The organism is Blautia massiliensis (ex Liu et al. 2021) (assembly GCF_052064225.1).
GTDB classification, from domain to species: Bacteria; Bacillota; Clostridia; order Lachnospirales; family Lachnospiraceae; genus Blautia_A; species Blautia_A fusiformis.
Genome location: NZ_JBQHWA010000034.1, coordinates 19,907 through 31,650, shown reverse-complemented (window position 1 = coordinate 31,650; position 11,744 = coordinate 19,907). Strand labels below are relative to the sequence as shown.

Annotated in this window: 10 protein-coding genes; 1 reads left to right on the top strand and 9 read right to left on the bottom strand. The window is 50.3% G+C overall.

Annotated elements, in window-relative coordinates:
• Positions 1–94: 94 nt before the first annotated feature.
• A complete protein-coding gene (locus ACTNDQ_RS12800) occupies positions 95–961 on the bottom strand; it encodes a pyridoxamine kinase (protein WP_279199191.1) in 867 nt (288 codons plus the stop codon).
• Between the two features lie 92 nt (positions 962–1,053).
• On the opposite strand from ACTNDQ_RS12800, the gene pdxR reads away from it, so the two are divergent.
• Positions 1,054–2,370, top strand: coding sequence for a MocR-like pyridoxine biosynthesis transcription factor PdxR (gene pdxR, locus ACTNDQ_RS12795; RefSeq protein ID WP_441064771.1), 1,317 nt, complete (start codon positions 1,054–1,056; stop codon positions 2,368–2,370).
• Here the strand turns inward: pdxR and ACTNDQ_RS12790 are convergent.
• Genes ACTNDQ_RS12790 through ACTNDQ_RS12755 form a run of 8 tightly spaced genes read right to left on the bottom strand, consistent with a single transcriptional unit; the run spans position 2,367 to position 11,742 of the window.
• Positions 2,367–3,008, bottom strand: coding sequence for a precorrin-8X methylmutase (locus ACTNDQ_RS12790; RefSeq protein WP_441064770.1), 642 nt, complete (start codon positions 3,006–3,008; stop codon positions 2,367–2,369). The genes pdxR and ACTNDQ_RS12790 overlap by 4 nt on opposite strands.
• 2 nt (positions 3,009–3,010) lie before the next feature.
• Positions 3,011–4,531: a cobyric acid synthase gene (locus tag ACTNDQ_RS12785; RefSeq protein ID WP_278796819.1), complete on the bottom strand. Its 1,521-nt coding sequence runs from the start codon at positions 4,529–4,531 to the stop codon at positions 3,011–3,013.
• Positions 4,516–5,568, bottom strand: coding sequence for a threonine-phosphate decarboxylase CobD (gene cobD / locus ACTNDQ_RS12780; RefSeq protein ID WP_110102259.1), 1,053 nt, complete (start codon positions 5,566–5,568; stop codon positions 4,516–4,518). Before cobD ends, ACTNDQ_RS12785 begins: the two co-directional genes overlap by 16 nt.
• Positions 5,569–5,595: 27 nt before the next feature.
• Positions 5,596–6,573 (bottom strand): adenosylcobinamide-phosphate synthase CbiB, encoded by a 978-nt coding sequence (cbiB, locus tag ACTNDQ_RS12775; protein ID WP_441064769.1) that lies wholly within the window; start codon positions 6,571–6,573, stop codon positions 5,596–5,598.
• Entirely contained in the window at positions 6,560–7,963 is a 1,404-nt protein-coding gene (locus ACTNDQ_RS12770; protein WP_441064768.1) for a cobyrinate a,c-diamide synthase, read from the bottom strand. The genes cbiB and ACTNDQ_RS12770 overlap by 14 nt, the downstream gene beginning before the upstream one ends.
• Positions 7,964–9,937, bottom strand: coding sequence for a precorrin-6A reductase (gene cobK / locus ACTNDQ_RS12765; protein ID WP_441064767.1), 1,974 nt, complete (start codon positions 9,935–9,937; stop codon positions 7,964–7,966).
• Positions 9,930–10,661 carry a precorrin-3B C(17)-methyltransferase gene (gene cobJ, locus ACTNDQ_RS12760; protein ID WP_021650567.1) on the bottom strand — a complete coding sequence of 244 codons (732 nt, stop codon included), beginning with the start codon at positions 10,659–10,661 and terminating at the stop codon, positions 9,930–9,932. The genes cobK and cobJ overlap by 8 nt, the downstream gene beginning before the upstream one ends.
• Positions 10,654–11,742 (bottom strand): cobalt-precorrin 5A hydrolase, encoded by a 1,089-nt coding sequence (locus ACTNDQ_RS12755; protein WP_441064766.1) that lies wholly within the window; start codon positions 11,740–11,742, stop codon positions 10,654–10,656. The genes cobJ and ACTNDQ_RS12755 overlap by 8 nt, the downstream gene beginning before the upstream one ends.
• Between the last annotated feature and the right edge of the window lie 2 nt (positions 11,743–11,744).

Here is an 11,744-nt window from a genome sequence, read left to right as displayed (position 1 = left end):
GTGTGGTGGTCTTATTTTGATACCCAATTTTCAACCTGTATAAAATTTTCAATGTTCTTTCAATTTAGCCTTGACTTTTTATTTGCAGGCTATATTATGAAAGCAACATACCTAGATGCGCTTCAAAGCATACCCCGTCATTACGGTCTGTTTCTTCTGATACTGCATCTCTGATTGATGTGGAAATAAATTCCACTGCCATATGTGCACAGGTTTCCATGGAATATCCTTTCACCAGACCGGCACTGAGCACTGACGCAAAAAGATCTCCGGTTCCGGAATAACTTCCGCCGGATTTTTCGGTAAATACCCAGGAAACCTTTTCTTTTTCCAGGACAAGATTTCCCATTTTCAGTGTCTGACTATTCTCTCGGTAATTCACACCTGTAATCACTACTGCGGAAAGAGAAAATTCAAGAACAAGGCGCTGTCCGATCTCCTGGATCTTCTCCAGCCTTTCTGCCTCCGGCATAGTTTCCAGAACTTTCCATTTTTTCTCCATTTCTTCTTTTCCGTAAAGGAGCAGCAATGCCTCTGTAATGTTTGGGGTGATTACATAGGAACGGCTGACCAGTTCGCGGAAACGGCTTCGAAGTCCCTCTGTATAAATCGGGTAGACTTCCCCGTCATCTCCCATTACCGGATCTGTAAGAATCAATGTCTCCTCACTGGCAAACAGATCCATAAATTTCAGGATCCTGTCTGCCTGCTTATCGTCAGAAAGAAATCCTGTATAGATCCCATCCGGGAAAAATCCTCTTTTTTTCCACTGCTCCATATATGGTTCCATATGCTCTGTGAAATCCTCACAGAAATAACTTTCATAACCGGTCTGGTTGCTTAAAACAGCGGTGGGAAGTGGACACGCCTGGACTCCCATCACCGAGATCACCGGGATCGCTGCTGTCAGTGAACATTTCCCCAGCCCGGAAAGATCATTGATCACTGCTATTTTTTTCATGGTAATTCTCCAGTCTTGAGTTTTTTTCTGTAATATTATAGAATGAACTGTCAGGTTTACGCAATCATTTTTGGAAGGAAATCATCATACTTATGTTAAATATATCTTCAGAACACAAAAAAGAACACCTTTATCTGGAGGTTTACCACTATTACCGGAAGCTGATCCTGGAAGGCCGTCTCCTTCCCGGAAGCAAAATGCCCTCCCTCCGCAAATGCGCCCAGGAGCTGAAGCTGAGCCGTACCACCATCGAAAATGCCTATCTTCTGCTGGCAGCAGACGGCTATATCATCGCCAGGGCACAGAGCGGCTATTATGTCACCGGCATTGCTTCCAAGCAGCATCTGCTTACCCCCGAAAAACAGGATAAGGATATCACGCCCTGCCTTTATGATTTTGCCTCTTCCGGTGTTGACCGGGAAAGCTTCCGTTTTGATCTGTGGCAGCGTTACATCAAAAGCGCCCTCCGCCAGGGCGACCGTATGCTTTCTTATGGCGAACCCCAGGGCGAAAGCGATTTCCGGGAGGTTCTCGCAGACTATATCCGGGAACGCAGAAATGTGATCTGCTCCCCGGATGATATTGTAGTAGGGGCCGGTCTCCAGCCCCTTCTCCAGATCCTCTGTCCTCTGATCCATGAACGGAAAACCGTTTCGTTCCCCACACCGTCCTTCACCACATGCAGCACCATCTTTCAGGATTACGGCTTTGATGTCCATTACCGGGACAAAAGCTGCGATGTGATCTATGTTTCCCCTGCTCACATGACGAAATGGGGCGAGATCATGCCGGTAAAACGACGGCTGGAGCTGATCCGTCATGCAGAAATCAATGACCATCTGATCATTGAGGATGATTTCGAAAACGAATTTGTTTATTTCCAAAAGCCGACGCCTTCACTTTTCAGTCTTGCAGGTGGTGAAAACGTTGTCTATATCGGTTCCTTTTCCAGGCTGCTGCTGCCCTCCATCCGTGTCAGCTTCATGGTACTGCCGCGCTCTCTCCGGGAAAAATATACAAAAAAAGCAGCCTTTTATAATCAGACTGCTTCCAAGGCAGAACAGATCGCGCTCTGCCAGTTTATCCGCGACGGGCATCTGGCTTCCCAGACAAGAAAGCTCCGCCGCCTTTATTCCCAGAAGCTGAAGGCTCTTTCCCAGGCTGTCCGGGAAACTTTCGGCCAGGACTGCCAGATCCAAACAGGAGCCGCAGGAACCAGCCTTGCCCTTACTCTTCCCTGTTCTCTCACAGGCAGTGAACTGACAGACAGAGCCCGGAACCGTGGTCTGGGACTGGAGGTTCTCAGAGAAAACGGAGCCGAGGTCACCCTGGTCCTCTCCTGCTCCTCCATTCCATCCAAGGATTTTCTGCCTGCCTGTCAGCTTCTGAAGGAGGTTACCGGCTCCTAATCTCTCCGGTTATCGATCATGTAGAGCAGGGCATTTACAATGCACGCAGCGATGTTGCTTCCACCCTTGCGTCCTTTTGCCACAATATAAGGCACATCTGCGTGCATGATCAGCTCCTTGGACTGCACAACATTCACAAAGCCTACCGGCACACCGATGATCAGCTCAGGAGAAAGCTTTCCGTTCTCAATAAGCTCATAAAGACGTACCAGTGCGGTAGGTGCGTTTCCAATGGCAAAGATCAGCTTTTTATCCATCTCTGCTGCCTTGTCCATGCTGGCTGTGGCTCTGGTAGTCCCGTTCTTTTTTGCAAGGGCAGCCACATCCTCATCGGACATGAAGCAGTAAGCCTCACCGCCGTAGCGGGCAAGTGCACGCTTGTTGATCCCGGCCTTTGCCATCTGGGTATCTGTGACGATGCAGGCACCGTTGAGGATGGCGTCCATGGCCCTTTCCACTGCACCCTCCGAGAAGCAGAGATTTTTTGCATAATCAAAATCTGCGCTTGTGTGGATGCAGCGTTTTACGATCAGCTCTGTTCCCGGGATCAGGGGAGTATCCCCCAGCTCTTCTGTGATAATCTCAAAGCTTCTTTTTTCGATCTCCATGGGTTTTACATTTTCAAGCTCAACTTTCATTTCTATTCTTCCTCCGTAATCCCGTTTTCCAGTATCTCATAGATTTTTTTCATATCCAGATGCTTCCGCATCTCTGCAGCCAGGATATCATACTGCTGTTCCTTAAATGCCGCAAAATCCACGCCTGTCATATTTTCCACATCAATACCTTTTTTCTCGCCGATCACGCGGATGATCGCCTCTGCAGATGCTTCCTTATCGAAAACGCCGTGGATATAGGTTCCGCACACATTTCCCGCAAAAGCACCCTCTTCTTTTTTCTTACCGCTGACGCTGTCTGTGATCTTCGTGGCTGTTCCTGCATTCTCCTTCAGGATACTTTCGCCCATATGGATCTCGTAGCCCTCGATCTCCGCACCGGAAAGAGGAGCAAACACACCGGACAGCTGACCGAAATGCCCCTGCACCCTGGTCCTGGTTTTCTTTTCGGCAAATACCGTTTCCATGGGAAGAAGTCCCATTCCTTTCATGGAACCGCCATTTTCAACGCCATGAGGATCGCTTAAGGTCTCGCCCAGCATCTGATAGCCGCCGCAGACACCAAAGATCAGCTTGCCTCTGGAGGCTTCCTTGAGAACCGCTGCCTCCATTCCGCTTTCCCGCATCCAGATCAGATCACCCATGGTGTTCTTGGTTCCAGGAAGGATGATCATGTCCGGAGAGTGAAGATCTCTCGGGTGTTTTACATAGCGGAGAGAAACTCCGGGAATGCTCTCAAAAGGATTAAAATCCGTAAAGTTGGAGATCCTTGGTGTACGGACCACTGCGATATCAATGACACCGGCTTCCTGCTTCCGGTCAAAACGCTCCGTCAGGCTGTCCTCATCCTCCACCTGGATATCCAGATAAGGCGCCACACCCACCACCGGGATCCCGCTTCTTTCCTCAAGCATGACAACACCAGGGTCCAGAATAGTCTTATCTCCGCGGAATTTGTTGATGATCAGCCCCTTTACCATAGCCTTCTCATCGTCCTCCAGAAGCTCCACCGTACCGATCAGCTGGGCAAAAACACCTCCACGGTCAATATCCCCCACAAGAAGGACCGGTGCCTTGGCCATCTTTGCCATACCCATATTTACAATATCCTCATCCTTGAGATTGATCTCGGCAGGACTTCCCGCACCTTCGATGACAATGATATCGTTTTCCGCTGCAAGAGCGTTGTACGCCTTCATCACATCCGGGACCAGGGTCTTCTTATATTTGAAATAATCCCTGGCACTCATGGTTCCAAGAACCTCTCCGTTTACGATCACCTGGGAGCCTACATCATTGGTAGGCTTCAGAAGGATCGGATTCATCAGGACAGACGGCCGGATCCCGGCTGCCTCTGCCTGCATGACCTGGGCCCGTCCCATCTCAAGACCATCCTCTGTGATAAAGGAATTCAGTGCCATATTTTGTGATTTAAAAGGAGCCACACGATATCCATCCTGCTTAAAGATCCTGCAAAGTCCCGCAGCCAGCAGGCTTTTTCCGGCATTGGACATGGTTCCCTGTACCATTATTGCTTTTGCCATAATATACCTCCCTCAAGTACTTCGATCAGTTTTACATTTTCTTCATGGCGCTTTACCGCGATCCGGTAATACCCCTTTGTAAGACCCGGATAATTGCTGCAGTCACGGATCAGGATCCGCTTCCGCAGACAGAAGTCAAAGAGCTCCTCCGGTCCTTTAAAGAAAATATAATTTGCTTCCGACGGAAATACTTTATACCCAATGCGGACCAGCTCATCCTTCAGCCACTGTGCCTCCCGAAAAACAAGCTGTCTTCCCTCCTCTACATATTCCGTCTCTGTAAGTGCCTGGAGCCCGGCTGCCTGGGCCATGGTGGAAACATTCCATGGCTGAACGCAGAGCTCCATCCTTTCCATCAGCTTTCTGTCAGAACAGAGGCCATAGCCCAGCCGCACCCCTGCCATGGCATATCTTTTTGTAAATGCCTTCAGGATAAAAAGATTATTGAACCCGGAAAGAGAACGCTTCAGAGAATACTCTTCCGGTTCCTTTACAAAATCAAGAAAACATTCATCTACCACCAGCAGGATATCCAGCTTTCTGCATTTTTCCAGGATCCTTTTCAGAAGCCTGTGGGGAATCAGCATGCCGGTAGGATTGTTGGGGTTACATAAGAAAGCCATATCCAGTCCCTTATGGAGGATATCCAGATAGGCTTCACTGAGCACAAAGCCGTCATTTTCCGTCAGCATGTAATATTCCAACTCACAGCCAGTGCTGGCCAGAGCCTGTCCGTATTCCGCAAAAGTAGGCGCCGGGATCAGAGCCCGCTTTGGCTTTACTGCATGACAGAGCGTAAAGATCACTTCTGCTGCTCCGTTACCGCATATTACCTCTTCCGCTTTTACCCCTTCCGATTCTGCGATCCTTTCCCTGAGAACGCCGCATCCCACCTGGGGATACTGTGCAATATGATCCAGACTGTGGATAATGGCCTGCTTCACACTTTCCGGTGTTCCCAAAGGATTCAGATTTGCCGAAAAATCCAGGCAGTCTTTATGTTTATATACGTCTCCTCCATGTATGTGTTTTGTCATTGGTCATTCTCCTGTCTGTATTTATTGTTACCTTAATAACCCGAACCGGATCCCCGCACTGAGCAGTCCAAATACAACCATACCCAGTATGGATGCCGCGTACATCAGCCGGTTAGCTCTTTTGATATCCTCCGGCTCCACCGGGCGGATCGGATCCCCGATCGTGGGTTTTTCATATAATTTCCCGAAATAATATGCATTTCCCGCAAGCTGTACATCCAGCGCTCCGGCCATGGCAGCCTCTGTCTGAGCAGAGTTGGGGCTTGCATGATTTCTCCGGTCACGTTTGTAGATCTTTGCCGCATTTTTTGTATCCATTCCTGTAAAAACAGTTCCTGCCACCATCAGCCATCCGGAGATCCTGGCAGGGATATAATTGGCCACATCATCCAGCTTTGCCGCAATACGGCCGAAATAAAGATATTTGTCATTTTTATATCCAAGCATGGAATCCATGGTATTGATACCCTTGTACAAAAACATCAGCGGCACCCCGCCGATAGCCATATAAAGCATGGGAGCAATCACGCCGTCGGATGCATTTTCCGCAACGGTTTCCACAGCAGCCTTTGTCACGCCGGTTTCCGTAAGCTCTCTGGTATCACGGCCTACGATCATGGACACCGCATAGCGTGCCTCGTCCAGAGTCCCGTTTTTCAACCGGTCATAAACCTTCATACTCTCATCTTTCAGGGAACGGGTGGCAAGAAGCTGATAGCACCAGAAAACCTCCAGCACAAATCCGGCCACCGGCAGATACCGGTAAAGATAATAAAGCACCAGAAGCGGCACCCCGCCGCTGAACAGACAGACAAGCACTACGATCAGAAAGCCTCCTGTCAGCTCACCGCCGTGATTTTTCGGAAAAATCTTCCGGATCATTTTTTCCAGCACTGCAATCAGATTGCCGATGACACAGATCGGATGATAAAGCCATCTGGGATCTCCGATCAGAAGATCCAGCACAAATCCTATGACCAGTGCAGGAAGACTATATTTCAGCATCTTTTTTCTGCCTCCGTTCTTTCTTATATTCCAGTGCGTTCTTCAGAAAGCGTGCCGGAATCCTGGGATTTCCGTAATAATAAAGATGCGGAAATCCTGCCATCAGCCTGCCCCGGTCATGGATACAATCCCATCCTCTTTTAGATGCCGGCTTTGCCGCATGAAAATCCTCTCCGCAATCTGTGGAATCAAAGTAATGGAATTCATGAGCCGGGATCTCACCAAGTCCGGTATCCTGTTTTTCCGTAAGGGTGATATAGCCAAACCGGTTCAGCTTCGGTGTCCGGTAAGCCCTTCCAGGGATCACCCCGCAGACTCTGCGCTGCTTTCCTTCCATATCCTCCATCTCCTGATGAAGATACATGAATCCGCCACATTCTGCCAGACAGGGCATTCCGTCCAGGATGACTTCCCGGATCCGGGTGCACATTTCCTGATTTTCTTCCAGCGCCTTCCCGTTTAATTCCGGGTAACCGCCGCTTAAAAGAAGCCCGTCCAGATCCTCCGGAAGCTCTCTGTCATGAATGGGGGAAAAACGTACCAGCTCCGCTCCCATCTGCTCCAGAAGATTTAAATTATCCGCATAGAAAAAGCAGAAGGCTTCATCATCCGCCACACCGATCCGCACCTTTTCCTCTGTACGGTATCCGAAGGCAGTATCCTTCTGTATCAGCATTTCCGTCTCCGGTGCCGCAAGCTCCGGTGCTTCCCCTGCAAGCTCCAGGATCCCATCGATATCCAGGGTTTTCTCCAGTACCTCGGAAAGCTTCTGCAGACGGCTTTTCAGCTCCGGGATCTCCTCCGGAAGCACCAGCCCCAGATGACGGCTTTCGATCAGACAGTCCTCCACCTTCGGAACATATCCCAGCACCTTTACGGAAAGCTCCTCTTCCAGAAGCTTCTTCATCCTGGGATACAGCATGGGAGACATCTGGTTAAAGATCACGCCGCAGATATGACTGTCCTTTTTGTATTCCAGAAAGCCCTTTACATAGGCAGCCAGGGAAACACTCATACCACGGCTGTTTACGATCAGGATCACCGGTGTATCTGTGGTGGAGGCCAGATCATAGGCGCTGGCTCTGGAGGTGATCCCTCCTACACCGTCATAATACCCCATGACTCCCTCCATCACTGCGATCTCACAGTCCGATGCGTTCTTTGCCAGAAGATACCGGGTTCTGTCTCCATCTGTAAAAAACGTATCCAGGTTTCGGGATCTTGTACCGATCACACGGCTGTGGAACATAGGATCTATGTAATCCGGGCCGCATTTAAAAGAAGCCACCTTAAGGCCACGGTTCACCAGCGCCTGAAGCAGTCCGCAGGTGATCAGGGTTTTTCCGCTTCCGCTGGCACCTGCCGCAAGAAGTATTCTCGGGATCTTCACCTAAATCTCCTCCCCTCTTCCGCTGCAGGAAATGATATAGATCGGATTCTCACCCATCATCATATGATACCTTCCGATAGATTTTGATCTTGCCGCAGACAGCTGTACGATATCCACATCCGTCAGGCTGAAATCCCGGATGGCATTCATGGCTTCCGTCACCGTCTCCAGTGTGATGCAGTTGATCACGATCCGTACTCCCGGATTTTTGTCCAGAAGAAGCCGGATGATCTCATTCATATTTCCGGAAGACCCGCCGATAAAGGCATGTGTCGGAACAGGCAGTTCCACCATCGCTTCCGGTGCAGTACCCGGCACGATCTCCAGATTGTCTGTGGCAAATTTCCGCCTGTTCTCCTTCAGAAGAGCAAGGGCATCTTCCTTTTTCTCGATGGCATAGACCTGCCCCTTCCAGGCACGAAGCGCCATCTCAACAGAAACCGAGCCTGTGCCCGCTCCCACATCATAGCAGACAGAATTTTCCTGAAGACGAAGCTTGGACAGAGAAACCGTACGCACCTCTTCCTTTGTCATAGGCGCCTTCCCACGGAGAAATTCCTCATCACAGATCCCGTGAACTGCGGGCAAAGGTACTGCCTTTTCATTGCACGCAGTTACCACGCTTAACGCATCACCCCGGTATTCTGTAAGCTCTGCCGCACTGGCATGAAAGATCTTTTCATTTTCGTAGGAAAGATTTTCGCCCACATAAAGGGTCACATCACCCATTCCATACGCAACCAGACGGGAAGCCAGACGAGCTACCCCATCCTCTGTTCCCAGAATGGAAAAAACTTTGGGGTTATGCCGGATCAGGGCAATCAGATTGCAGTCTCTTCCATGAGCGCTGACGATCCTGGCATCATCCCAGGAAAGACCGATCTTCGCCATAAAATAAACAACGGAAGAAATCCCGCAGATCACCTGGACATCACCATCCAGAAGATCGATCAGCTTCCTTGCACCGCTGTAGAAGCCTACATCGCCGGAAAGGGCAATGGCTACGGTACGGTACTGTGGATGTGTCTTGATATACTCCACGATCTTATCACTGCGGTACTCATGGAGAACCATCTGCCCCGGCCTCTGTACGGCCTCTGTCATACGCTTTGCACCGATCAGAAGCTCCGCCTCATCAAAGGCCTCCTTTCCTTCCAGGGTCAGTGTTTTTTCCGCACCCATGCCGATGCCTACAAGAGAAACCCTCTGTGACAGGGTAAGGCCGAACAGCTTTGCCAGAAATACCCTTGCTTCCGGCAGGGACAGCCCCTCCTCCTGCAATGGTCTTCCGATGATCACAGGTGTGACGCCGCAGCGCTGACAGGCCTCCATCTTTTCCGGGAATCCACCTGCCAGACCGGTATCCTTGGTGACCAGATAGCTGCACTGAAACTGTCGAAGCATGGCTTCGTTAATCTCTGTGGAAAATGGCCCCTGCATACCGATGAGATGCTTTCCTTCGATCCCCAGCTCCGCGCAGGAGCTGATCACGGAAGGGATGGACAGCACCCGGGCAAAAAGCCTCTCCTGGTAATCCGGGATCACTGTAAATTTAGACAGCTCCTTGCTTCCTGTGGTAAGAAAAATGTTCCCCTCTGTACCGGAAAGAAGCTCTGCCGCTTTCTCCGTGCTTTCCACATAGATGGCTTCCCTGTTCTTCTCCCCCTCCGGGCGAAGGACACGCTGATAGCGGATGCTTCCGTTCTCACAGGCAGTCCGGATATTTTTTGTCACCTCTGCTGCATAGGGATGAGTGGCGTCCAGAACGATCTCCGGCGCTTCCCTTCGGAAAAGCTCCTCCATATCTTCGGTTTTCAGCCTTCCGGCGCTGACATGGAGAAATTCATTTTCCTTCAGAAGGGAGCCGCCATATTCCGTGGCTGCACAGGCATAGACCGGAACATGATTTTCCGCAAGGAACTCACAGAGCGCATAGCCCTCGGTGGTTCCTGCAAAAACAATGGCTTTATACATTCTTATATCCCCTTGGTGTTACCATCTTGCCGTTTACATTCTTAGTCTGTGAATTTCCCACAAATACGGTAGTAAACATATCCACTTCTGTATCACGGAGCTCCTTCAGTGTCATAACCTGTGCAGTCTCGCCGTCACGTGCAATCTGGGCAACCGTGCCGCAGACAGTATCCGGAGACTTGTATTTCATCATCAGATCACAGGCCTTCTGAAGATAATCCTTACGTTTTCTGCTGGACGGATTGTAAAGGCATACCACAAAATCCGCCTGTGCTGCTGCCAGAAGCCTTGCCTCGATCTTCTCCCACGGAGTCAGAAGATCACTTAAGCTGATCAGGCAGAAATCATGGATCAGCGGTGCACCCAGCACTGCGGCGCCGCCTGTGGCTGCTGTCACACCCGGGATAATGGTCAGCTCCACATCCGGATAGTTTTCTCCCACCTCATACATCAGACCTGCCATACCGTAAACACCGGCGTCACCACTGCAGATCATGGAAACTGTTTTTCCTTTTTTTGCCTCGTCAAAAGCAAGTACACAGCGGTCTACCTCTTTTTTCATCGGTGTGGTCATGAACTCTTTGCCTGCAAAATACTCCTTTACAAGATCCACATACACCGTGTAACCGATGATCACATCACTTTCATTTAATGCACGGATCGCTCTTCCAGTCATCTGGTCATACGCACCCGGGCCAATTCCTACAACATAAATCTTACTCAAAACGTATCCTCCGATTTCCGGCTGCAAGGGCGGTAGTCACACCGTCCCGGCCTGTTTTTTTTCTGATCAGTGTACCCTGTCCGCAACCCAGAACCGCGCTTCTCTCACAGACATTCTCTACACCTGTTATCTTTTTTACAAATTGTGACGGGGTAAATTCACCCTGCACTGCCTTCAGCTCTTCCTCTGTAAAGGTCAGAAACGGAAGCTGCCAGGCTTCTGCCAGAGAAAGAAGTCCCACCTCTTCTTTCTTCAGATCGATACTGGCAATGGCTCTCAGTGCTTCTCTGTAAACATCTGATTCCTTCAGACATTCCTCTGCCGCCTTCCGGATGGAAGCTGCATCCTTTCCCCTGCGGCAGCCCATTCCCAGAACTGCAGCGGGCGGCACCACATGGACTGTATTTTTAAAGGGCAGGCAGCCTCTGTGGATCGTCACCGCAATACCTGTTTCCGGTGCCTCACCGGCTATCTCACCCTTCTCCGGATCCGCTGCAGCTGAGGGCCTTCCGTCCTTCCCGCAAAGCACCAGACCCTCCGGCAGCTCCCCGTCCCATGGAAACTCACTGTAAAAGCCAACGCTCTCTCCTGCAAGAAGGGCCGCAGAAGCCTCCTTTGCAGCCTTCATATGAAAAATAGCACAGCCATTCTTTTTTGCAAAAACATCCACTGCAAAACGGCTGTGAAGATCTGTGGCTGTTGTCACAACCGGCACCGCCTTAAGATATCCGGCACAGCGAAGAGCCAGCTCATTGGCTCCGCCCAGATGTCCGGAAAGAAGAGCAATGACAAATTTTCCGCATTCATCGACCACCAGCACAGCCGGATCCGTCTTTTTTCCGGCAATGTAAGGTGCGATACTGCGCACTGCGATCCCGCAGGCGCCAACAAAGATCACGCCCTCTTTTCCTGTCCGGAACTGTTCCCCTGCCCACTGGGAGGTGGAAACAGAGATCGGATCCGGAAGGTACCGGCTCTTTTTTGCAAGGGTGACACTCTCACCCTCTTTTTCCAGAGCCCTCTGAAGCCTTTCCCCTGTCTCCAGCCCTGTCATACTGAAGCAAATGATGGTAATGTTCATAT